Source organism: Thermatribacter velox (genome assembly GCF_038396615.1).
Classification (GTDB): Bacteria; Atribacterota; Atribacteria; order Atribacterales; family Thermatribacteraceae; genus Thermatribacter; species Thermatribacter velox.
In genome coordinates, this window is record NZ_CP121689.1 from 1,398,157 (window position 1) to 1,420,348 (window position 22,192).

At 49.6% G+C, this 22,192-nt stretch carries 29 protein-coding genes; all 29 read right to left on the reverse strand.

What is annotated here, in order from left to right; genetic code table 11:
- A complete protein-coding gene (locus QBE54_RS06960; protein ID WP_369017477.1) occupies nucleotides 1-222 on the reverse strand; it encodes a ferredoxin family protein in 222 nt (73 codons plus the stop codon).
- Nucleotides 188-955: a hypothetical protein gene (locus tag QBE54_RS06965; protein ID WP_369017478.1), complete on the reverse strand. Its 768-nt coding sequence runs from the start codon at nucleotides 953-955 to the stop codon at nucleotides 188-190. The genes QBE54_RS06960 and QBE54_RS06965 overlap by 35 nt, the downstream gene beginning before the upstream one ends.
- Entirely contained in the window at nucleotides 942-2,633 is a 1,692-nt protein-coding gene (gene recN, locus QBE54_RS06970) for a DNA repair protein RecN (RefSeq protein WP_369017479.1), read from the reverse strand. The genes QBE54_RS06965 and recN overlap by 14 nt, the downstream gene beginning before the upstream one ends.
- Nucleotides 2,627-3,484 carry an NAD(+)/NADH kinase gene (locus QBE54_RS06975; RefSeq protein WP_369017480.1) on the reverse strand — a complete coding sequence of 286 codons (858 nt, stop codon included), beginning with the start codon at nucleotides 3,482-3,484 and terminating at the stop codon, nucleotides 2,627-2,629. The genes recN and QBE54_RS06975 overlap by 7 nt, the downstream gene beginning before the upstream one ends.
- On the reverse strand, nucleotides 3,481-3,951 hold the full coding sequence (locus QBE54_RS06980; RefSeq protein ID WP_369017481.1) for a hypothetical protein: 471 nt from the start codon (nucleotides 3,949-3,951) through the stop codon (nucleotides 3,481-3,483). The genes QBE54_RS06975 and QBE54_RS06980 overlap by 4 nt, the downstream gene beginning before the upstream one ends.
- Nucleotides 3,952-4,001: 50 nt before the next feature.
- Entirely contained in the window at nucleotides 4,002-4,832 is an 831-nt protein-coding gene (locus tag QBE54_RS06985) for a TlyA family RNA methyltransferase (protein WP_369017482.1), read from the reverse strand.
- Nucleotides 4,832-5,725: a polyprenyl synthetase family protein gene (locus QBE54_RS06990; protein WP_369017483.1), complete on the reverse strand. Its 894-nt coding sequence runs from the start codon at nucleotides 5,723-5,725 to the stop codon at nucleotides 4,832-4,834. The genes QBE54_RS06985 and QBE54_RS06990 overlap by 1 nt, the downstream gene beginning before the upstream one ends.
- Nucleotides 5,722-6,153: a transcription antitermination factor NusB gene (gene nusB, locus QBE54_RS06995; protein ID WP_369017484.1), complete on the reverse strand. Its 432-nt coding sequence runs from the start codon at nucleotides 6,151-6,153 to the stop codon at nucleotides 5,722-5,724. The genes QBE54_RS06990 and nusB overlap by 4 nt, the downstream gene beginning before the upstream one ends.
- 15 nt (nucleotides 6,154-6,168) lie before the next feature.
- A complete protein-coding gene (locus QBE54_RS07000) occupies nucleotides 6,169-6,489 on the reverse strand; it encodes an Asp23/Gls24 family envelope stress response protein (RefSeq protein ID WP_369019412.1) in 321 nt (106 codons plus the stop codon).
- 9 nt (nucleotides 6,490-6,498) lie between these two features.
- Nucleotides 6,499-7,065: an elongation factor P gene (gene efp / locus QBE54_RS07005; protein ID WP_369017485.1), complete on the reverse strand. Its 567-nt coding sequence runs from the start codon at nucleotides 7,063-7,065 to the stop codon at nucleotides 6,499-6,501.
- Nucleotides 7,066-7,082: 17 nt separating this feature from the next.
- On the reverse strand, nucleotides 7,083-8,132 hold the full coding sequence (locus QBE54_RS07010) for an aminopeptidase P family protein (RefSeq protein WP_369017486.1): 1,050 nt from the start codon (nucleotides 8,130-8,132) through the stop codon (nucleotides 7,083-7,085).
- 3 nt (nucleotides 8,133-8,135) lie between these two features.
- Complete coding sequence (gene aroQ / locus QBE54_RS07015) at nucleotides 8,136-8,570, reverse strand: type II 3-dehydroquinate dehydratase (RefSeq protein WP_369017487.1); 435 nt, start codon at nucleotides 8,568-8,570, stop codon at nucleotides 8,136-8,138.
- Nucleotides 8,567-9,664 (reverse strand): 3-dehydroquinate synthase, encoded by a 1,098-nt coding sequence (gene aroB / locus QBE54_RS07020; protein ID WP_369017488.1) that lies wholly within the window; start codon nucleotides 9,662-9,664, stop codon nucleotides 8,567-8,569. The genes aroQ and aroB overlap by 4 nt, the downstream gene beginning before the upstream one ends.
- On the reverse strand, nucleotides 9,645-10,160 hold the full coding sequence (locus tag QBE54_RS07025) for a shikimate kinase (RefSeq protein ID WP_369017489.1): 516 nt from the start codon (nucleotides 10,158-10,160) through the stop codon (nucleotides 9,645-9,647). The genes aroB and QBE54_RS07025 overlap by 20 nt, the downstream gene beginning before the upstream one ends.
- Before the next feature lie 8 nt (nucleotides 10,161-10,168).
- Nucleotides 10,169-11,842, reverse strand: a complete 1,674-nt coding sequence (locus tag QBE54_RS07030) for a hypothetical protein (RefSeq protein ID WP_369017490.1) — start codon at nucleotides 11,840-11,842, stop codon at nucleotides 10,169-10,171.
- 35 nt (nucleotides 11,843-11,877) lie between these two features.
- A complete protein-coding gene (locus QBE54_RS07035) occupies nucleotides 11,878-12,435 on the reverse strand; it encodes a hypothetical protein (RefSeq protein WP_369017491.1) in 558 nt (185 codons plus the stop codon).
- Entirely contained in the window at nucleotides 12,432-12,971 is a 540-nt protein-coding gene (locus tag QBE54_RS07040; protein WP_369017492.1) for a type 4a pilus biogenesis protein PilO, read from the reverse strand. Before QBE54_RS07040 ends, QBE54_RS07035 begins: the two co-directional genes overlap by 4 nt.
- Nucleotides 12,961-13,425, reverse strand: a complete 465-nt coding sequence (locus tag QBE54_RS07045) for a PilN domain-containing protein (protein WP_369017493.1) — start codon at nucleotides 13,423-13,425, stop codon at nucleotides 12,961-12,963. The genes QBE54_RS07040 and QBE54_RS07045 overlap by 11 nt, the downstream gene beginning before the upstream one ends.
- Before the next feature lie 86 nt (nucleotides 13,426-13,511).
- Nucleotides 13,512-14,486, reverse strand: coding sequence for a pilus assembly protein PilM (gene pilM, locus QBE54_RS07050; RefSeq protein WP_369017494.1), 975 nt, complete (start codon nucleotides 14,484-14,486; stop codon nucleotides 13,512-13,514).
- A gap of 4 nt (nucleotides 14,487-14,490) precedes the next feature.
- Nucleotides 14,491-14,877 carry a hypothetical protein gene (locus tag QBE54_RS07055; RefSeq protein ID WP_369017495.1) on the reverse strand — a complete coding sequence of 129 codons (387 nt, stop codon included), beginning with the start codon at nucleotides 14,875-14,877 and terminating at the stop codon, nucleotides 14,491-14,493.
- Entirely contained in the window at nucleotides 14,855-15,343 is a 489-nt protein-coding gene (locus tag QBE54_RS07060) for a type II secretion system protein J (protein ID WP_369017496.1), read from the reverse strand. Before QBE54_RS07060 ends, QBE54_RS07055 begins: the two co-directional genes overlap by 23 nt.
- Nucleotides 15,315-15,662: a hypothetical protein gene (locus tag QBE54_RS07065; protein WP_369017497.1), complete on the reverse strand. Its 348-nt coding sequence runs from the start codon at nucleotides 15,660-15,662 to the stop codon at nucleotides 15,315-15,317. The genes QBE54_RS07060 and QBE54_RS07065 overlap by 29 nt, the downstream gene beginning before the upstream one ends.
- Nucleotides 15,659-16,114: a GspH/FimT family pseudopilin gene (locus tag QBE54_RS07070; protein WP_369017498.1), complete on the reverse strand. Its 456-nt coding sequence runs from the start codon at nucleotides 16,112-16,114 to the stop codon at nucleotides 15,659-15,661. Before QBE54_RS07070 ends, QBE54_RS07065 begins: the two co-directional genes overlap by 4 nt.
- Nucleotides 16,104-16,556, reverse strand: coding sequence for an A24 family peptidase (locus QBE54_RS07075; RefSeq protein ID WP_369017499.1), 453 nt, complete (start codon nucleotides 16,554-16,556; stop codon nucleotides 16,104-16,106). Before QBE54_RS07075 ends, QBE54_RS07070 begins: the two co-directional genes overlap by 11 nt.
- 45 nt (nucleotides 16,557-16,601) lie before the next feature.
- Nucleotides 16,602-17,147: a type II secretion system protein gene (locus QBE54_RS07080; protein ID WP_369017500.1), complete on the reverse strand. Its 546-nt coding sequence runs from the start codon at nucleotides 17,145-17,147 to the stop codon at nucleotides 16,602-16,604.
- A 67-nt stretch (nucleotides 17,148-17,214) separates the two neighbouring features.
- Nucleotides 17,215-18,447 carry a type II secretion system F family protein gene (locus tag QBE54_RS07085; protein WP_369017501.1) on the reverse strand — a complete coding sequence of 411 codons (1,233 nt, stop codon included), beginning with the start codon at nucleotides 18,445-18,447 and terminating at the stop codon, nucleotides 17,215-17,217.
- Nucleotides 18,448-18,450: 3 nt separating this feature from the next.
- Nucleotides 18,451-19,512, reverse strand: a complete 1,062-nt coding sequence (locus QBE54_RS07090; protein ID WP_369017502.1) for a type IV pilus twitching motility protein PilT — start codon at nucleotides 19,510-19,512, stop codon at nucleotides 18,451-18,453.
- A gap of 77 nt (nucleotides 19,513-19,589) precedes the next feature.
- The gene (gspE, locus tag QBE54_RS07095; protein WP_369019413.1) at nucleotides 19,590-21,287 is read right to left on the reverse strand and encodes a type II secretion system ATPase GspE; all 1,698 of its coding nucleotides are present in this window, start codon (nucleotides 21,285-21,287) and stop codon (nucleotides 19,590-19,592) included.
- A gap of 50 nt (nucleotides 21,288-21,337) precedes the next feature.
- Nucleotides 21,338-22,189 (reverse strand): shikimate dehydrogenase, encoded by an 852-nt coding sequence (locus QBE54_RS07100; protein ID WP_369017503.1) that lies wholly within the window; start codon nucleotides 22,187-22,189, stop codon nucleotides 21,338-21,340.
- Nucleotides 22,190-22,192: the final 3 nt, after the last annotated feature.

Below are 22,192 nucleotides of genomic sequence, written 5' to 3' on the forward strand. Positions count from 1 at the left end.
TCACTCCTTATAAACGGCAATCGCCACTTCAGGGCAAACTTCGGCACAGAAACCGCAACCAATGCACTTTTCCTGTGCACAAACTTTAGCTGGAAAGTATCCTCGGGAATTAAAGTCTTCAGAAATACCCAGCACGTTGCGGGGGCATACCCGCACGCACAGACCGCACCCCTTGCAGAATTCGAAATCAATTATCACCTGATTGGTGTTTTTGGAAACCACCATTGGCCTCATCGCCTCCCACGTTCCAGGCTAAGTTAAGATAACGACGTATACCCAAAACTGCACAGTCCAAAGAGTCCAGAAAAGAAAAAGGCAACCCCAGCTCTTCCCAAACTGCCACAAACCAGATTGGTAAAGCAAGCTTTTGAGAAAGCAGAGTCGCTTTTTCAAAGGCTTGCTTTACCAGTGTTTCATCGGTGTGGTGGCCGAGATGATCGTTTAAAATCAGCGAATGGAAGCGAATTCCCACTCGCTTCTCTGTCTGGTACACAAAAGAGGAGTAGCTTTCCACTGACTCAAAAAAAGGGCGATGAAAATTGACCACCAAGCTGCAGTAGACTCGCTTTTTTTGCCAAAATGGAGCCAGACTTCTGAAAATACGCAGGCCGCGCTCATCGCCACCCAGGTCAATTATGAGTGGACTTTCCAGTGAAGCATCACTGAACAGCTTCAGAACATCTTTCTCCCAGACTGGATACTCTGAAAAGCGAGCAACCGAGAAGCTCTGGCGGAGGGGAACTTCGAGACGATAGCGCCCACTGCGCAGAGTAAAGTCGCTCTTCACAAAATCAAGATCCAGAAGCTCACATCCTCGAACCAGAGTCTTTCGTAAATAGGTAGCCAGGTTAAGGGTCAGCTCTGTTTTTCCAGTGCCACTTGGTCCACCAAGGACTATAATTTCGCTATCCTGCCAGCTTTCGGTGAAAAAACCACCTGCTTTAAGTATCCGCACCACTGACTCTCTCCAGTAAGGTTCGTGCGTACTCCACCCCAAAGTGGTCTCCTTCTTCTGCTCCAAGCATCCGGGCCAGCTCCTCGATACGTTCCTCAGGCTTTTGAAGGGGTTGTACTTCGACTTCGACCCTTTCCTCGGCGAAACGCTTTCTCACCCTGAGGTGGTGATTGGCAAAACAGGCTATCTGGGGCAGATGGGTTACACATATCACCTGATGATTTTCAGCCAGCTTTTTCAGCCGCTCACCGACCCAAAAAGCGGTCTTGCCTCCCACTCCCTGGTCTATCTCATCAAAAATCAGAACCGGTAGACTTTCCAGGCCAGAGATCAGAGACTTAATAGCCAACACGATGCGAGAAATTTCTCCTCCCGAAGCGACTTCAAGCACTTTACCCATTTTTTGACCCGGGTTGACGGAGATGAGAAACTCAACCACATCGGTCCCTTCCTCAGTAAAAGCTCGTTCCCTGCCAAAATCCACTTTGAAGCGTGCCTTTTCAAGTCCCAGTTGAGCAAGCTCTTTTTCAATTAGTTCGCTAAAGCTCTGCGCCGCTTTCTTTCTTGCCAACGAGAGCTTTTCGGAAAGCTTACCCAGTTCTTCTTCCAGAAGCACTTTTTGTTCTTGCAAACTTTCCACCAGCGAACGGGTGTTTTCAAGCTCCACCAGCTTTCTTCTGCTTTCTTTCTGGAAAGTGACGAAACTCGCTGTGGTTAAGCAACGATATTTTCTTTTCAGGCGCTCAAGGAGCGCTATTTTCTCCTCAAGTTCTCTAATCTCCTCTTCGGAAAAACAGAAACTCTCCCTGAGTTTGCCCAGGAGATAGGAAACCTCCTGTAAACCTGCATAAACTCCATTCATGTTCTGAATGGCAAGTTCAAGCTCCTCAAGTCTTGCGTTTTCCTGAGGCAAAGAGCGTAAATCTTCTTCGAGCTGGCTCAGCCTTTTCAAAATACCCTCCTCAAAATCATCACCTTCGATTTCGCGCAATGCCTTTCCCAAAACCTCCAGAAAACGCTGTGCATGGGCCATACGGTTGAAATCACTCTCCAGCTGAAATACCTCCTCTTCCGCAAGGCCCAGCGAATCTAGCTCTTCAACAACTCGTTGCAGCTCGGAAAGTTTTTCCTCCACGTCTTTCCCCAAGGTATTCAGCTTATCAGCAACTGCTTTCCACTCTCTGAATAATTTGCGATATTCCTCTTTCCAAGATAAAGCTTCCCCCCCAAGCAGCGCGTCCACAATACGAAGTTTATTGCGTGGCTCAAAAAAACTCACCTGTTCGCCCTGTCCATAAATATCAAACAGCTTGGTGCTTAGCTTTTTGAGAAAAGCCAGAGGGACTAACCGGCCGTTGACCCTGCATTTGCTCTTACCCTGAGGAGAAATTTCCCGGGAAAGCACCACCTCATCGCCGTGCAACAGGTCGTTTTCTCGAAGTAGCTCTTGAACTTCCGGGTTGTTCTCGATACCAAAAAGAGCTTCCACCAGCGCACAGGGAGCTTGTGCTCTGACCAGGTCTTCTCGGGCTCTCACTCCAGAAAGCAGAGCCAGTGCGTCGACAACCAGAGATTTACCAGTACCGGTCTCACCCGTCAGGACATTGAGGCCTTTATCAAAAGCAATATTCTGATATTCCACAATAACCAGATTCTTAACTACCAGTTCCTTTAGCATTCTCCATCAACCCGCTTGCGGATATCCATACCCCAAGAAAGCTTTCTACGCAACAGGGAATAAAAGGGCTGCTCGTCAAAGGGATGCAGAACCAACAACTCAACGTTGGACTTTTTGACCACGATAAACTCTCCTTGGTGCAGGGCGTACCCTCTCTGACCGTCAAGGGTTACCATAGTGCCTTCCTTTTCAGACTCCAGAACCACCTTAACAGTTGAGCTGGGAGCAGTTACCACCGACCGGGCATAAAGGGTATGGGCACAGATGGGGGTGATGATCAAAAGCTCGAGTTCCGGATACACCACTGGTCCCCCCGCTGAAAGCGAATAGGCGCTGGACCCAGTGGGAGTGGCCACAATCAAGCCATCAGCGGGAAAAGAAGCCAAAAAATCAGAGTCAACGTACGTGGAAAGCCTGATCATCTGAGCAAAAGCACCTCTGTAGATAACCACATCGTTAAGGGCAATGTCCTGCTGCACCTTGCCTCCTCGATAATGGACGAAGCAATCAAGCATCATCCTTTTGCTTTGACGGAAACGACCCTCCAGGACGGCCAGGGCCGCATCAAGCATGTTATCAACACTCACTGAAGCAAGAAAACCCAATCCTCCCATATCTATTCCCAGCAGGGGAACCCCAGAAGGTGCATACCAACGGGCAGCATTCAGAAAAGTACCGTCTCCTCCCAGAACGAAGACCAACGCGGGTTTTCCGACCAGATTAGTTGCAGAATCCAGAATCAAAGCTCTGTGGCCTCTACTTGCCAAGAAACTCTGCAACTTTTGTGCTTCTTTTAAAACTTCGGGGCTCTCTTTTTTGACAAAAATATGAATTTCATCTGTTCCGTTCAAGTTCCACCCACCCATTTTCCAAGCAGTACTCCCAGAAAGACACCCAGAATCAGCACCCAGAGACCTTTCCAACGGTTGCTCCTCAAAGCCAGTTCCGGAAAAAATACCTGGTGTATTTCCCTTTGCTCTCCATCCACCAGAATTACCCCATAAGGACGGTAGGCGACAAAGTACTCAAGGAGCTGCCTCCTTATTGAAGGTCGAAAAAGAAAGGCCGTTTCCTTGCCACTTTTAACTTCGCCAACATAAAGTCGCTTTCCTTTTTTAAGCAAGAAATCAGGGCGAATTTCAAATCCCACCACTTTTCCATCTACCATTATATTCACTCTCCGCAAGGGTTGTCGAGCCAGAATCCTGAAGCCTGCTTCTTCAAGAAGGGAAACCGCTTCATCCTCTGCCGCTTTAGCTCTACGCCAGGCTTTTCGCTGGAGGTGAGAGCGCCTCCAGCGCAAAAACCAGACAGTCAAGCAAACCCCTCCCAGCAAAGCTGTCAGGAGCAAGAGCAGGTAAAGCCAGCTCATAGTGCATCACCCATTAGAAGGTGATGGGCCTCATTCACGGTTTCCCGGATTTTCAGTTCCAGCTCTTCCTGGTGCTCCAGGCTCCCACTTTGCCGAACCCAGTGCACAAAGAACTCAATGTTGCCCTTATCACCGCGAAGCGGAGAAAAAGTAAGCCCTTTGAAAAGAAACCCTACGGAAGCGGCACACTCTATTACTTTTTTTAAGACCCTTTCATGGGTTTCTCGCTTCCGAATCACTCCACCCCGGGGGACTTCTTCTTTCCCTGCTTCAAACTGAGGTTTAACCAGAGCCACCACGTCTCCGCCCGTTTTGACCACTCCTGCAACAGCCGGTAGAATGAGGCACAGAGAAATGAAAGATACGTCAACAACCGCACCATCCACTTCTTCGCCCAGCATTTCTTTGTTCAGAAAACGAGCATTACAGCGTTCCATTACCACCACCTGGGGATTGGAGCGTAACTTTTCATGGAGCTGACCAAAGCCAACGTCAACCGCAAAAACCTTTCTTGCACCCCATTGGAGAAGGCAGTCCGTAAACCCTCCGGTAGAGGCACCCACATCCAGAAATACTCTTCCAGCAACTGAAATGCTAAATGTCCGCAGGGCGTGTTCCAGCTTCTCGCCCCCTCTACCCACAAAGCGTGGCTCCTCGAGCAAAACAATCTCTGCTTCCTCTTCAATGCGAGTAGCCGGTTTGAGGGGGTAAGAATGTCCCCGCACCGAGACTTTGCCAGCCATAATCAATCTTTTTGCTTTTTCGCGACTCTCGCACAGGCCCCGTTTTACCAACAGTTCATCCAGTCGCAGCTTTTTGCAGGTCATCAATGTTCTCTTTCCACCACAAAGCGCGCAATGTCCCGTAAGCGACCAACAGGACGCCTGATGTGAGAAAGTACACCCAGCGCTTCTTCATACCAGCTCTGGAGCTGTCTTTTTGCGTTTTCAAACCCTGTTGCTCGCAAAAGGGTTGCTTTCTCTTGAATCAGGTCTTTGCCAGCGGTTTTACCAAGCTTATCCCTGGAACTGGTGACATCCAGAAGGTCGTCTTTAAGCTGAAAACACTTTCCCAGGAGCAGCCCAAAATTAGACAGTAAGGAGCGCTCTGCATTTCCAGCTCCGCCAAGTATTGCACCGCAAAGCACCGCCGCCTGAATAAAGCGTGCAGTTTTCATGACTATTATCTGCTCTGCCACCGACTCACTGACTGGTTGTCCTTCGTTTTGGATGTCCAGCACCTGCCCGCTCAGCATACCGGACACCCCCAGAACTTCAAAAAGAACCACCAGTATTTCCCATATCAACTCTTTCCCGAACTCCTTGAGAAAGCGTTGGTCGGTTGCAAAAATGCGCAAGCCCTCAACCAGCAAGGCATCTCCAACCAGAACCGCCATAGCCTCTCCAAAGGCACAGTGCATACTCAGCTTTCCCCGGCGATAATCATCGTTGTCCATGCAGGGCAAGTCGTCGTGCACCAGCGAGAAAGAGTGAATCATTTCAATACCTGCAGCTAGGGGCAGGAGCTTTTCTCTTTCCACCCCAAAAGCCTCTCCAGAGGCAAAGAGCAACGAAGCCCTTACCTTTTTCCCTCCCCCAATGGTTCCATAGCGCATTGCTTTTTCGAGCACCGGGGGCGCATTCTGATAACGGAGTTTTTCTTCCAGAAAAGCATCAACCAGCAGAGCGTTTTCTTCCAAGTAGTCAAGCACCGTTTTCACTTTGAGCTTTCCTCCACAGTTATCTCTTTGCACTCGATTTTTTTAACCAGTTTGGCCAGCACTCCGTTTATGAATTTTCCCGACTCTTCACTGCCGTACTTTTTACCCAGCTCCACTGCTTCGTTAATGGCAACTCCCACCGGGATATCCGGCATGAACATAATTTCAAAGGTTGCCATGCGCAGGATATTGCGGTCAACATTCATCATGCGGCTCAAGCTCCACTTTTCGACCGTCTTAGCCAGAACGGCATCAATGAAATCTATGTTGCGGTCTACTCCCCGCACCAGCTGAAAGAAAAAAGCACGTGTCTCCTCATCCCATTCCTCGGGTAGCTCCGTGTACCTGAGCACTTCCCCAAGGGAACACTCTCGCAAATCTTTTTGAAAGAGCACCTGCAAAGCTATTTCTCTGGCCTTTCTTCGCACCAGGGTTCACCCGCTTCAAATAACAATTTCGATAAAATCCTGAATGTAAACATCAATGCTGCCAACTCGAAGGCCGGTTTTTTCTTCGACACTATTTTTGAGGAACTTTTGCAGTTGCCAGGCTATTTCTGGAACCCGGCGCTCCAGCTTAAGAATTAAGTAAAGTCTGATGTTCACCAGCCCCCTGCTTATCTCCAGCCTTACTCCTTCCTCAACTCCTCTGTCCAGAGCTTCAACGCCGGGAACCTTGAGTGCCAGAAAGGCCACAATGCGTTGCAAAACTCCATAAGGATAGGTAATTTTGCCCTCGCTGCGCTTGACTTCTGCAATTCGCACAACCCTCAACTACACCCTTTCCAGGTATTCCCGGGTCCGGGTATCAACCCTTACCCGGTCACCCTTGTTGACAAACAGAGGAACCTGAATGGTGAGGCCAGTTTCCAGTACGGCTGGTTTAGAACCGCCAGAGGCCGTATCACCACGTATGCCCGGTGAAGTGTCGACCACTTCAAGTTCCACAAAAGAGGGAATGTTAACACCAACTACCCGATCACCATATTTGAGCAGTTCCACTTCCAAGCCGTCAACCAGAAAGTCCTTTGCTTCTCCTATCAGATCTTCAGGCAGAACAACCTCCTCATAGTTTTCAAGGTCCATGAAGTGGTAACCCTGATTGTCAGCATACATGAACTGGGCCTTTTTCCCTTCCAGGACCGCTCTGATCACTTTTTCTCCAGCTCGGAAGCTCTTTTCAATTATCAATCCAGTGTTAACATCCCGGAGCTTGGTTTTGATAATTGCTCCCCACTTACCGACTTTGGTGTGCTGAAAAGCAACCACAATGTAGAGATTTCCGTCGACCTCGATGCAGTTTCCCACTCGCAGGTCGTTGCTCGAAATGTAGTCAGGCATAGAGATACAGACCTCCCTCAAATTCTTTCAGGTAAGTTATTCAGTTTGCGCAGATTTTCTTTATCCAGGAAAAACAGGTTTTCAAGCCTGATCCCACCCTTCCCGGGAAGGTAAACCCCCGGTTCAATGGTTAACACCATACCGCTTTTAAGCACCACTTCGCTTTGGGGAGCAAGTCGGGGTTCTTCATGGACTTCAACGCCCACTCCATGGCCCAGGCCATGTACAAAATATTCTCCCCAGCCCTTTTCCTTTAACAAGGAGCGGGCAGCCTCGTCCACCTTCCCAGCTTCAACACCTTCGGTAAGGATGGCCTGAGCTCTTTTTTGGGCTTCGAAAACGGCTTCAAAAAGCTCTTCAAACTGGGTGTCACTGGCGCCAAAACACAGCGTTCGGGTCATGTCTGCGCAGTATCCTTCCACCCTCGCTCCCCAGTCAATAAGCACCCAGTCTCCCTCTTTTAAGGCCCATTTGCCTGGAGAAGCATGGGGAAGAGCCGAACGCTCTCCAAAAGCAACGATGGTTGGAAAAGCCAGCTCCTCAGCACCTCCAAGGCGCATTTTGTAGTCAAGTTCCAGAGCGATGTCTCTTTCCCTCACACCGACTTTAAGCAGCGGAAGGGTTTCCAAAAAGGCCTGCTCGGATATCTCGACCGCTTTCAAGATTTTGGCAAGCTCCGCATCGGATTTTCGGGAACGCAAACTGGCAAGGAAAGGAGGAGCCACGTTCACGCTGATGCCCTGCTCTTCCAGTTTTTTGACCATTCCGATGGGCAGGGATTCCTCAACCAGAAGGGTTTTCTGTCCCCGCTCTTTAAGGAGTTCGTTGATAAGCAGCAGAGGTTTTTCCCGATACTCTTTGACCGTAATTTCCTGAGGGACTTCTTCCCGGGCCTGAACGCTGTAACGGCCATCACATATGAAAATCGCTTCTTCAGGAAAAACCAGGAGCAGGCCTGCTGAACCTCGGAAACCCAGCAAGTAGAAAAGATTGCTCCTCTCACGGATGAGAAAAGGAAGGTTACCCTCTGCAACCAGTTTCTTTTGCAACTCGTGCAACTTCAGCATAGCTCAAGCCTCTTCTTCTTTTCTTGAAAAAACGTGCAGGGCAGCCAGGTATCCCAAATGGCCCAGTCCGGAAATCTGTCCCCAACACACAGGAGCTATAACCGAATGCTTGCGAAATTCTTCCCGGGCGTAAACGTTGGACATGTGCACCTCAATAGTGGGAATACCCACTGCAGCAATGCAGTCTCGAAGAGCAATACTGTAATGAGTCAACGCACCTGGATTGATAATTAGACCGTCAAAATGGGCGCTTTTTTGTATTTTATCAATGATTGCTCCCTCATGGTTGGATTGGAAAATCTCAATTTCCATACCCAGTTTTTCGGCTTCCTGTTCTATGCAATCCACCAGCTCCGGAAAAGTCATGGTGCCGTATATATTCACTTCTCGCTTGCCTAAAAGGTTAAGGTTGGGACCCAAGACGACCAAGATTTTCATTGTAAAACCGCTCCTCTCACAGAATCAAAAACCTTTTTAAACGTTTCCTCGGGAACGCTGACTCCAAAAACGGGGTCACCAAAATCTCTGAGCAGGGAAAATTTGATATGTTGTGCCTCCCTTTTTTTGTCGTACTTGAGTATTGCCCAAAAGTCTTCCGCGCTCAGGGCAACTTCAACTCGTAACGGCAGACCCAGCTCCTGCAGGATGACTTTCTGGATTTCGATGACTTGGGGTCTGGTAATTCCCAGCTCAAGGCCTATCATCGCTTCCACCATCATACCGATAGCCACCGCCTCGCCATGGCGCAGGGTACCATAGCCAAGAGCCCTTTCCAGACCGTGAGCTACAGTATGACCATAATTGAGAATACTTCTTAACCCCTTTTCCTTTTCATCCTGTTCCACGACTTCTTTCTTGAAGAGCACCGCTCTTTCCACCACATCTTCCAAGACGCTATAGTCCCGCCCAAGAAGAGCTTCACTTTGTACACGCAAAACTTCCAGAAACTCACCACCAGCTAAAAAGGCCGCCTTAGCCACTTCCGCAAGGCCTTCCCGGTATTCCCGCTCAGGCAGCGTTTTCAGGAAAGAGAGCTCTATAATCACACCGTAAGGCTGATAGAAAGTGCCTACTAAGTTTTTCCCTTCTTCCAGGTTGACACCAGTTTTCCCCCCTACCGAGCTATCCACCTGAGCCAGGAGACTGGTGGGAACCTGGTAATAGGCAATACCTCTCATAAAAGTGGAGGCCACGAACCCTCCCAAGTCGGTGATTACTCCACCCCCCAGGGTTACCAGAAAGCCTTTGCGGTCAAGTCCTTCCTGAAGCAGAAAGTGATAGGCCACTTCCGCAGAGGCCAAAGTTTTGAACTCTTCTCCGTCGGGAAGTGCTAAAGAGGAAAGCCTGAATCCTCGCTTCAGGAAAGCCTGACTGACTTTTTCGGCATGCAGGGGGCCCACTTTCTGGTTGGTTATCAGCGCTCCACTGCTAAATGGTAAATCCAGTTCAGAGAGTATTCCCCCCTCAAAAAGACCATACCCTATGAACACTGGATAAACACGGTCTCTGGTTTCAACAATCAGCTTGCGCATGGTCAATAATCGCCTCGGCAATTTCCTCTGGAGTTGATTCTCCAGCACTAATTATAACATCCGCTTGACGATAACGCGAAAGGCGTTCTAAATACAACTTCTCGAGCAGGTCTTTCCGGGGGTAACGACGGAGAAGAGGGCGTCCGGGGTCAGCAGCAATTCTTCTCCAGAGAGTTTCAAAGGGAACCTCGATAAAAACGGTAAGAAATTTTTCCTGGAGGAGTTTCCAGTTTTCGTCTTTCATGGGCAAGCCCCCACCTGTGGAAAGCACCAGCTTTTTCCAGGAAGCAACTTCTTCAAGCACCTGAGTTTCCAGCTTTCTGAAATGCTTTTCTCCAAAGCGCTCAAAGATCTGTGGAATGCTCAAGCCGCTTTTCTCTTCAATCAGAGAATCGGTGTCCAAAAATCGGAAACCCAGCTTTCTGGCCAGCAAACGTCCCACAGTGGTCTTTCCACAACCCATGAAACCCAGAAGTGCTATATTCTTGATTGGCATAGCGATCCTCAATAGTCGATGATGTGGGGAGTAAGGAAGACCACCAGTTCGGTCTCTTTATGGGTGGTGTTACGCAGGGTGAAAAACTCTCCCAGCAGAGGAATATCGCTCAAAAGAGGAATGCGAGTTATCTTCTCGATGTCTTCGCTGCGGATTAGACCACCAATGACCAGGGTCTCTCCGGGGCGCAGTCGAGCAGTGGTTTCCGCAACTTTTTCCGAGGTTTGAGGAACCGTCCAGCTCAGCCCTTCTGCTTTCACTTCGGTAAGCTGTCCAGTGCTGACTTCAGGCTTAACCTGTACCAGCACTTTGCCGTCGGAGGCGAGAAGCGGCGTCACCGTGAGCTTTACGCCTACTGTTTCCTTAACCACAGTATAACTTTTATTTCCTTCAGCATCCACAGAGGTTTCAAGATAGGGGATAGTGTCGGTTACCTCAATGCGGGCTTCCTTGCCGCTCAAAGTAAGAATACGGGGATTGCCCACTAAACGGGCCAGATTTTTGGTTTCCAGCGCCTTAATAGTGGCTTCTACCAGATCCTGGCGCTCCATGGTACCTCCTAAGGCAATTTCACCGAAAGAAATCTGACCTTCTTCGCCACCAACTTTCCAGCTGACTCCCAGGTCTTTTATTTTATCCCGGTTGATTTCCACCAACTTGGCGTCAATCATAATTTGAGGACGTTTCCGATCCAGGTTTTCAAGAAGCTCACCCACTGCTTCCAACTCTTCTTTGGTGCCCTTTACAATTATGGATTTTTGAGCAAAATCGTACTCCACCCGTTCCTCATCAGGAATAATGATTTGCAAGAGCGATTTGAACTTACTAAATTCAGCCTCATCCTGGTAAAGGTTGTTACTCAAGGTAAAAACCCGAGTTTCCAGGGGGCGGTCCATTTCTGCAAGAATTTTTTCGACTTCGGCGAATTCAGGTGCTCTTCCTTTGATAAGCAAGCTTTTTGAGGCCAGGTCCACCTGAATTCTCTCCGGGTCCGGGATTACCAGAGAAAGGGCGTTTTTCACATCCTCAGGGTTTGCAAAACGGAGACTGTAGCGGCGGACCTCAAGCAGCCCAAAGTTTTCTTCCAGGACTTCCCGGTCTCCCACAATGACGTTGTTCCCAAAGCGAATCTGGGCCAGGCCCTTCATTCCCAGAATGTAGCTCAGCGCCTGGTCGAAGGTTAGACCCTCAAAAGAAACGCTGATTTTGCCTTCTACCGAATCGTCAATGACCATATTCACACCCTCAGCTTTGGCAAGAGCCAGGAGAACGTCCCGCAGGTCAGCATCCCGAAAATCAAAGGAAAGGAGGTTTTTCTTCTGTGGAGCTCCCTGGAAAGGGCCTTTCAGGAGAACACTTACCAGTCTACCTCCAGCCTCTTCATAGACTTCATAGGCTACTTTCTCGGTGAGTTCCAGCCAGATTTTGAGACCTTCCTGGTGGGGTTTGAAAATTATCCTGCGCAGAGGCCCCACTCCCATAGCTCTTTCGGCGTAAGAGAGGGCGTTCACCGCTCCTTCAACTTGAAGGACGATGTGGAAGGGATCTGGAGAGACATCGCTCCAGTTTGTCTTTCCCGAAAATTTGAAGGTGAGTTTGATTTCCTCGGCATCGGCTCTCCAGAAAAAATGAGTAAGCTCCAGCGCAGAAGCAGAATGAATAAGGAATAAAACCCCAAGCAAAACAATGCTCCAGAAAAAAAGGCACTTCGAAGATGTTAGTCGGCAAGGTTTAATGTCATTTCCCTCCCCTGATATTCAAGAACTACTTCTTTTTCTTTCACTTTAACCAATTTTATTCCAGAAGACAAGGTCTTTCCAGGAGTTAGAAATTCAATTTGGCCATCGATTTCGAGTAATACCACCTGCCCTTGAGGGGAAAGAACGACGCCCTTCAGGTTGATTTCGGGTTGCTGCTCCGCTTTTTCTGTTTCTTCCTGAGAGCCAGGAGCTGCACTTTGTGCAACCTGCACAGAACCCTCTTCCTGGGGATATTTTACCGTTTCCTGGGCCGCAAGCGCCGCAACTGGCTGGGGTGGTGGCTCGAAAATATCTCGGAAGGCCAGGAGTTGTGCATCAGGATAAGCAGTGGGAAATAGTTTCTCAAGCTCTCTGTTTTTGAGGAGATTGGGAGCAGTATCCTGCAGTCGTTGCGGAAGCAAGACAGAAGCTTCCTGGGGCTGCAGGGCCACATCCAGAACTCGGATGCCTGAAAAAGCCAGAAAGGCAATCAATACCGCCAGAGCGATTTCCAGGTAAAACTCCTGACTTCTCACCTGTTGCCTCCTGAAACCCCGAGAATGTAGGTCTTCAAAGTGAGGTCGACGTCGAAGCCACCTTCTGAACCAGGAACGAAGCTGATTTCTTCAAGCTGAATGAGGCGCGGAATACGGCGTAAGGTATTCAAAAAAAGGAGCGTTCCTCGATACGAAGAGCGCAGCTTTATTTTTAGGGGAACCTCGGTGTAGTCTTTCTCATTTCTTAGAGCCTGAGGGGTTAGGGATTCTACTTCTGAATCCGAGAGGAAAGCAGCGTCTTCCACAGCAAGGAGGAGCTGGGGCACTTCCTTTTCCTGAGGAAGACGTGCTTCGATGGCTTCCACCGTGGAACGTAGCTCTTCAAGGCGCTTTTCCATAGCTCGCAGGCTGGCCACCCGACGTTCCAATCTCAAAACCTGCTGGGCGAGATTCTCTCTTTCTTGCTTGATGCGGTCAAGTTCAAAGATTAAGGGCTGTAGGAGAAAATAAAGAAAGACCAGCAGCGCTCCACCCCAAACCATTAAAATGAACGGCCAGCTTTTTTCAAGACGCACTCTTTTCCACCAGCCCCGCTTTCAGGGTAAATTTGTACAGACTCTCTTCAAGCGACAGCGATTCAAGGTCCACTTCCCGGAAAAGATCTTCGTAGTTAGAGAGAGTGCTTATTAGCTGTGCAATGCTGAAAATGCTGAATGCCTTTCCCTCAAGGCGCATTTCCCCTTGAGAAGCCCGAAACCGCTCAAGATAAACGTCTTCAGGAAGACTATTACCTATGGCTTCAAACACCCGCAACCAATCGGGTTCTGCTCCAACCAGACTCTGCAAAAGATCCAATCTCTTCTCGAGGGCAGCAACCCTTTCTTCAACGTTTCTGAGCTTTTGCTCCTCCCGCCTCAAGACCTCCACCCGGGAGCGCAATTCTTCCGTCTGGGTTCGAGCAAGGAAAACCTTGTCAGAAAGCATTAAAAAGGAAAAAGCGTAAAGGACCGAGAGTGATATCAAAAGCACCATAAAAAAAAGACGTACCCAGTTGGGGGTTTTTTTAACTGTGAGCTGAGCAGGCAGGAGATTCACTTTTACTGGGTAAACGTTTTTCAGCTCCAAAGGGATGCACCTACCGCACCAAGCATGAGAGAAAGGTTGGGTATGGCTTTTTCAGCCTGTTGCAGGGCAACGTCCCGCAAGGTCAAATTAAGTTCTGACTCAATTCTGGCTTTAAAAAGAGGTATGGTGCTTCCTCCTCCACACAGGAAAAACTCTCCCAGGGCATCCGGTCCGTATTCAGTCTGCAAAAAGGTTAGGGAGCGCCGCAACTCGAGCAGGAATTCCTGAATCTCGCTGTCCACAGCTTCATACACTTCCGGAGGGGCTTCGGAAACAGGCCTTCTCATGAGGTCCAGGGCCTCTACAGGAAGCAAGTTGAACTTATCTCTTAAATACTGCCAGAGCCTGCGCAACCCCCAGTCGATGTAGCGTGAGAAAACAAAGCCGGTTTTGAAAAAGAGGACCATTCCTTTGCTGAAGCCAACATCAAGGAGAATAAAGGAATTCCGATCCACATAATCAGGATACAGACTCAAAAACCCTCGCACAAAGCTCAGCACCTGGGGCTCCACGCCTTCCAAGCGGATGCCTGCCCTGCGGAAGGCCTCAAGGTATACCCCAAGGACCACCGAGGGAATAGCAGCATAGAGCACTTCCACTTTCTCGGCTTCTTCTCGCAGCGCATACCAGCCAATTTGCAGGTCTTCCTCACCAGGAATCAGAGAACGGACTTCCCAGTGCAGAGCATTTCTCAGCTCTTCCTCACTCATCCGGGGTAAAGAGGCACGCTGAATGACCATGCGAGGATGGTGGAGGCTAAGCACCGCTTCCCGGGGGAGTCGTTGCCTGCGCCACAAATCACGCAACTCAGAAGTGAGAAACGCAGTATCTTTGACATCCCCTCGCGAAAAAATATCCTTGGCAAAAGCCAGCAATCCCGCTTTTCTGCATTCAAAACTTGCACCTTTTTTACGCTCTGAAAGCGCATATTTCAGCGCATAGGAACCAAGGTCAATGCCCAGCATCTGCTTACCTCACATAGGGAAGCGTGAACGGGGTGACCAGATTTTTCACCACCACACCCGCTTCTTCCCTGGAATACTCTGCTTCCCAGAAAGCGCCAGATTCGTGTTTTAGAGTTATTTTACCATTAAAGGCCGTAAAACAGAAACCTTCTGCAAAGGAAGAAGCAGCGTCTATAGTTTCTTCTCCCCTCTTAATCCTGCTTACTGCCTCACAGAGCACCCCCTCAAAGCGATAATCCCGAGACACCTTCGTGCAGTAAGCCTCTACCAACTGGTACTGGGAGCGTACACTCCCTGAAATGAGAAAAAGAGCACCCAGGAGCGCAAGGCAGACCAGGATTAACGCTATTTCCACAAATCCCTTTTCCTCAACGATAAATTTTTTCGCCAATTACCTCTCCACAGAGCGTCCTCAAGTGATGTCCATTGCTTCCTTGAAAGTCCAGCGTAAATTCCACAAATTGCCCTTCTTCAGAGGGCAAAATCCTGAAGGAAAGCCTCAGTCCTTCCAAAGTAGCCACCGGATTGGCCACACCCCGATTTTTGATGAGCAAAGCATCTTGCAAAGCGTAAATCTCGAGGGGATTTCTGCCCATCCAGACTTTGAGACGTGTTCCCTGAGTATGTGCCAGTGGGGAACTCCCGTAGCGCAAAAGGTCGAGCACAGCCAGGGAGGCAACCAGCTCGCTGGCCTCCTCTTCAAAGGAAAGCTGGCTTTTCAACTGATAAGCTGAAAAGTTGCGCAGAAAGAAGAAAAAAGAGGCAACCACCGCACCCAAGAGAAAAATCGCAAGCAGCACTTCAAGCAGCGAAAACCCTTCTTCCTTATTACTTAAAAGCCAGCGTTTCCAGAGCATAGAGCTTTCTGCCTTCTTTTTCGAAAACTTCTACCTTAAAGAGCAAAAGGTCTTCTGAAAACTCCTCTATCCTGAACCTTGCCCGGAGGTTTCCTTCACTCACCTCTCCCTGGGTGGGGATTTGGAGAGGCTCTTTTTTCAGGTGTTCCAGAGTGTTTACAGCCAGAAAGAGTGCTTCTTTTTTGGAGCGGGTTTCTCTTTTTAGACGCTCAATCAAAGCGATGCTCCTTCCCAGTGCAAAAAAGGAAAAAGAGAGAAAACCCAGAAAAATCAATACCCCCAACAGGGTAACTCCCCGGTTCTCTGTAAAACGGCTCATTCAAGACGCACCCTTGCGGTAACCGGAGTGATGAAAAGCCGGAGGCGGTTTCCACCGCTTTCCAAAGTCACACTGCCTCCTGAAGCAGGAACTCCACTTGGGAAAAAGAAAAGGCGCTGTCCCGGAAAACTGGTGTAACTCACCGCAACACCTTGGGGCAGGGAAAAGCTCGCTGTGCTTCCATCAGGGTAGTAGAGGGCGAAAAAGTCCTGACCGAAAAAGATGGAAACACACCCTCCGCGCTTTAGGGCCTCTACCCGAGCCAGGCGCAGGCATTGGGCAAGCAAGGAGGCGGTGCTTTCCAGGGAGGTTCTCTCTGCAAAGCGAGTGAGAGGCGGCAGAGCAAAACTTAAAAGCAAGGCAAAGAGCGAAACAGTGAGTACCAACTCCAAAACGGTGAAACCTGCTGCAGTTTTCCCGTTTTTTACCCTTTTTCTTGCTTTATAAGGCACCATACAGGTACCAGTTTAAAATAGAGTTTCCAAAAAATAAAGTCACTACTGCAGCGCAGGATAAAAAAGGAGCAAAAGGAAGGGCGTCTTTGAGGCTTTTTTTGCGCAGGACAATGAGCAAAACACCAACCAGAGCCCCAAATAAAAAAGCAAAAAACACCGCCAAAACAGCAAGTGGCCAGCCCAGAAAAAGCCCCACTCCCAGCGCAAGTTTCACATCACCAAAGCCAATACCCCGGGGGAAAAAGAGGTGAAGCAGAAAGAAAAAGGCAAAAGAGAAGGCAGCACCCAGGAAAAAAGAGACCGGATTTCCCACCCAGAATGCCCGAAAAAGCGCCAGCCCCAGAAGGGAAAAAGAAAGTACATCGGGTATGCGCAACTCGCGCACATCAGTCCAGCTTATTAGAAAAAGAAGGATGAGGAAAAAGATGGTGAAAAGCATAGGAGGGGCTCCCCAGAAAGCCCAAGGGCTTTCTGGGGAAAAGGATTACCAGTCGAGGGTTTGAGTTGTGGTTGGTAATGCGGTTAACGAAAGGCCTGTTGCTGCGTTGATAGCTTCTACGATGGCGTCATTTACAGTTTCACCATCCTCATCAATTGCCCCTTCTCCAATCACGCCAGCTGGGCCCACAGCATAGCACTTGCCACCGTAAGAGTTGGGATCCCAGATGACGAAGCTGGTAAAAGTGCCGGTTTGTGTACCACTGCTGTCAAGGGGTGCATACACGTAATTATTGCCTCCCGCTGGCGGTGTGGGTGCCTGAGCAATATAGTCATCCAGCCAGTTCTTTACATCAGCGGCTGCCGGATACGTGGTCTGGTTGTTTTCAGTTGCGTAAAGTTCTAAGGCGCTGGCTAAGCTATGCAGGTTAGCTTTGGTTGCGCTCTGGGCGGCGGTTACTCGGGCGGTGAGGTAACGGGGAATGGCTATAGCCATCAGGAATCCTAAAATGGCTACCACCACGATGAGCTCAATCAGAGTGAAACCCTCTTCACCTTTTTTGCGCTGCTTTTTTCTGATCACACTCCACACGGTTTTTCACCTCCAGTTGATTTTCACGCTTATCTCTAAACTTTCAGGATAAAATTTCTTGCCATCATTAAAAGCCACTGCTTTGCATCCCCTGGGAAGCCATCTCGAATATGGGCATGAAGAAAGCCAGTGCTATGAAGAAAACTCCCACTCCCACAATCAAAGTGAGAATTGGCTCAATCATGGTAGAAAGCCGCTCTACAAAAATCTTCACTTCCTTGTCATACAGTTCATTAGCCCGCTTGAGGGTGGCCTCCAGGTTTCCCGACTCCTCTCCCACGCTGACCATTTGCAAAAGCAAAGGGGGGAAGAAAGAGTAATCACCCATGCTCTGGGTGAGATTTCTTCCCTGACGGATTTTTGAGGCAATTTCGCGCAGGATATCAGCCACATAGTAGTCGCTGACGGCTTCAGCGGTCACCTCCAGAGCCTGCACCATGGACATGCCACTCCGCAAAAGCCCACTCAACACCCAGGAAAACCTGGACAAAACCAGCTTTTGAAAGAGCTCTCCAAAAAGCATTAAACGGTGTTTTTTTCTATCCCACCACCTCCTGCCTCGCTCAGATTTGGCATAAAGCAGAAAAGAAGCGAAGCTTCCCAGCAAACCCCCATACACTGCATACCAATAAGTGTTCACCAAGCGAACCATAGAAAGCAGCAGTTTCGTGGGTAGAGGAAGCTCAATGTTCAGGCCTTCAAAAAGCATCACAAACTGGGGAAACACAAAGTAAACCATGAAAAAGGAAGCGGCAATCATGGCCACAAGAAGAATCACCGGATAATACATAGCTGACTGCACCTTATCGCGCAGGTCCTTTTCCCAGTCGAAGTAATCGGCTAAACTGGAAAGGGCGCTGTCTAAACTTCCTCCTGCTTCCCCCGAGCGCACCATGCCCAAAAACACCCTTCCAAAGACATTCACGTGTTCAGCCACTGCTTGAGAGAAGGAATAGCCCCGCTCGATTTTGGAGGCGATATCCCTGATGACCGTGGCAAAAGAGCGGTTGCTGGTTTGCTGGGCCAGGCTGGAGAGAGCCGAAAGAAGAGGAACTCCAGCTTCAAGCATTACTGCCAAACCCCGGGCAAAGAGAGCAAGATCTTTTAAGCCCACTCTTTGCGTTCCCAGAGAAAGGCGCACTTCTTTCTGAAGGAATTGGGGACGGTCCTCCTGAATGGCGGTCACGAAATATCCTCGTTCCCGCAAGACTGCTGCCACTTCCCGCTCACTCTGGGCTTCAAGCTTTCCCTCGATTAACTTGCCTGAAAAATCCCGTGCCCGGTACACAAAACTCGGCATCTTTTACTTGCCACCTTTCCAGAGCAAGAGTTCCTTGGGGTCAACTGCCCGCTCCAGCGCACTTTCCCAGGTGATTAACCCCTTTTGGTAAAGTTCAAAAAGTGCCTGATCCATGGTTATCATGCCTTGAGCACGATTGGTCTGCATAACGCTATAGATTTGGTAGGATTTACCTTCGCGAATCAGGTTGCGGATAGCGTTGTTGGCAATCATCACTTCACAGGCAGGCACTCTGCCTTTACCATCTGCTCGGGGGAGCAGCTGCTGGGAGATTATCCCCTGGATACAGCTTGCCAGCTGAACCCGCACCTGGAGTTGCTGGTGAGGGGGGAAGATATCGATGATACGGTCAACGCTCTGGGGAGCGTTGTTAGTGTGCAGCGTGGCCATGACTAAGTGCCCGGTTTCTGCCGCCTGGAGAGCGATGTTTACGGTTTCCAGGTTACGCATTTCCCCAACCAGTATAACGTCGGGGTCCTGGCGCAGGGCATGGACCAGGGCACTTTCAAAAGACGGCGTATCGGAGCCAACTTCCCGCTGGTTGACCAGGCTTTTTTTATGGGCATGCAAGTATTCAATCGGGTCTTCGATGGTAACGATGTGGCAGGAGCGAGTGGAATTGATGTAGTCAATCATCGAAGCAAGAGTGGTGGACTTTCCGCTTCCGGTGGGTCCGGTAACCAGAATCAGCCCCCGAGGAAGGGAAGCCAGCTTTTGCAGAACAGAGACCGGAAGCCCCAGCTCCTCCATGGAGGGTATGTGGTAACTCAAAGCACGTATTGCCAGACCACAGGAGCCGCGCTGGCGATAAACGTTCACTCTGAAACGTCCCACCTGGGGAATGCCGGTTGAAAAGTCAAGCTCATTTTCCTCCACAAACTTTTGCCATCTCTTGCTGTCAAGGAGCGAGCGAGCCATTTCCTCGGTATCCTGGGAAGATAAAGGGGGATGGTCAGAAAAAATTAACCTCCCATCTATCCGAAAAGTGGGAGGTTTTCCCACCGTAAGGTGCAAATCTGAAGCTCCCCGCTCAATTACCTCTTTCAAAAGCTCAATAATATCCATAGCGTATCCTCTTCTCTTTTATATATCGGTAAAGAGGAAAAAAACTTTAGAGGCAATCGAACGAATCAAAGAAATTTTTACAGAAAATTGCCGGTTACCCGGTAAGCCTCTTCAATGGTGGTGATACCTGCGCGGACCTTGCGCAGGGCGTTTTCTCTCAAGGTACGCATACCCTTTTCCTGCGCCTTGCGGGCAAGCTCCCGCTCGGTGACTCCTGAAAGCACCATCTGCCGCAATTCTTCGTCCATGACTAAGACCTCGCTCACTGCTACTCTGCCTCGGTAGCCGGTTTGGTTGCAGCGAGAACAACCCTTGCCTCGATACACGGTGACCACGCTCTCTTCACCCTCGCTTATTTCCCGAGCAATTTCTCCTTTCACCTCAATAGGTATCCGACAAAAAGTGCATATCTTGCGCACCAAGCGCTGAGCCACGGCACCAACCAGGGCTGAAGAAATCAGGTAAGGGGCTACACCCATCTCAGCAAGCCGGATTACTGCTCCACAGGCAGTGTTGGTGTGCAGAGTGGAGAAAACCAGGTGCCCGGTGAGCGCTGCGTGAACCGCTATTTCAGCCGTTTCGCGGTCCCGAATCTCACCCACCATGATGACATCAGGGTCCTGACGCATGATGGAACGTAAAACGTTGGCAAAGGTGAGGCCAATTTGGGGTTTTACCTGTACCTGGTTAATACCCTCCAGGCGGTACTCTACCGGGTCTTCAATGGTGATTATGTTCAAATCGGGTTTGTTGATAAAGTTGAGCGCTGAGTACAGAGTAGTGGTTTTTCCACTTCCGGTAGGTCCGGTGAGCAAAATCATGCCGTAGGGGTACTGGATAATCCGATAAAACCTTTCGAGTTCTTCAGGTTCAAAACCCAGGCGGTCTAAGTCCAGAACCAGAGCAGATTTGTCAAGAATGCGCATCACGATTTTTTCGCCGTAAATGGTGGGAAGCGAGGATACCCGGAAATCGACAGCCCGGTTGTCAACCATTACCTGGAAGCGGCCGTCCTGGGGCAGGCGGCGCTCGGCGATGTCCATCCGGGCCAGAATTTTCACCCTGGAGACCAGGGCGGGGTGGACTTTCACCGAGGTGGAGGTTGCATCCCGAAGAATACCATCAACCCGGAAGCGAATGCGCACTTTCTCTTCCTGGGGCTCAATGTGAATGTCGCTGGCGCCACTGCGGATAGCCTGGAGAATGATCATGTTGACCACCCGCACGATAGGAGCTTCTTCACCCAAGGCCCGGAGCTGGTCGATGCGGATTTCCTCTTCATCCATAGAAAGAGCAAGCGCTCCACCCTCATCTTCTACTTCCCTCACAATCTCTTCAACCGATTCTCCGATGCCGTAATAGGTGTTTATGGTTCTTTCAATATCTTCTGCGGGAGCCATAAGGGGTTTCACTTTACGACGGGTCATCATCTCTACCCGGTCAATGGCTACCACGTCCACAGGGTTAGCCATGGCCAAAAGCAAAGTACCGTTTTCCTCTCCTATCAAAACCACTTTGTGCTGGCGGCAGAACTTTTCGGGAAGCAGGGCGACCACCTTGGGGTCAATCAGGTAATTGCTGAGGTCCACGTAGGGAGCTCCCAGTTGCTGGGCAAGGGCGTCAAAAAGGTCTCGTTCCGTAACCAGGCCTTTTCTGAGGAGAATTTCACCCAGCTTTTCGCCGGTTTCCTTCTGAATTGTTAGTGCTTCCTGCAACTCCTGAGGGGTTATCTTGCCCCGCTCAACCAGTATTTCACCCAGTTTTCGCGAATTCAGGGAAGGAAGCTGTGTGTGATTGGTAGCCAAACAGAAACCCCCTTCGGCATTTAGCTTTCGAGTGCCCCGAACATCACATCAAGCGGGGCCTGGTGCCCAGTAAACAATCGGAAGCTTTCCGCTCCCTGAAAAATCAGCATATCCCTTCCGTCAAAGTTCCTGATGTTTTTCTCCTCTGCCTTTTTCACAAGCGGCGTTCCTTTCTTGCCATAGACAAGGTCTATAACCCAGTGAAGGCCTGAAAGATATCCCCAGGGAAGGGGTATCTCCTCACCTTTTAAGCCCAGTGCCGTTGCGTTGATTATAGCATAAATCTCCCTGAAGGTTGGTTCTTTATCTGGTTGTTCAAAAAGGCTTGTCCAGCTTAGACTCTCCACCGGACAGGTGAGAGCTTTGCGAGACCACTCCAGAAAAAGCCTGGCTCTTTCCCAGCTACGGTTAGCAACCCATATTCTGGTAACCTTTACTTCATTCAGTGCACAGGCCACTGCTCGGGCTGCCCCTCCGGCTCCCAAGAGAAGTACCTCTCTGCCTTCAAGCTGTGCCCCATTTTTGTGCAGGGCTTTCATAAAACCTATTACATCAGTATTATAGCCGACCAACTTTCCGTTTTCGTTTACCACGGTGTTCACTGCTTCCAGCAACGCAGCATGCTCATGCAGGCTATCCATAAAATTCACTGCCAGTTCCTTATGGGGCACGGTGAGATTGGCACCCCTGAATCCCAGCGCTTTCAAGCCATAGAGCGCATCTTTTAAATCATCGGGAGCAACATCGAAAGCAAGGTACACATAGGGAAGTCCCAGTTTCTGGAGCGCAGCGTTTTGAAAAAGAGGAGAAAGGGAATGCTGGACAGGATGTCCCAGGAGCGCAAGCAGTGAAAATTCTGACGTTATCCGCATGGC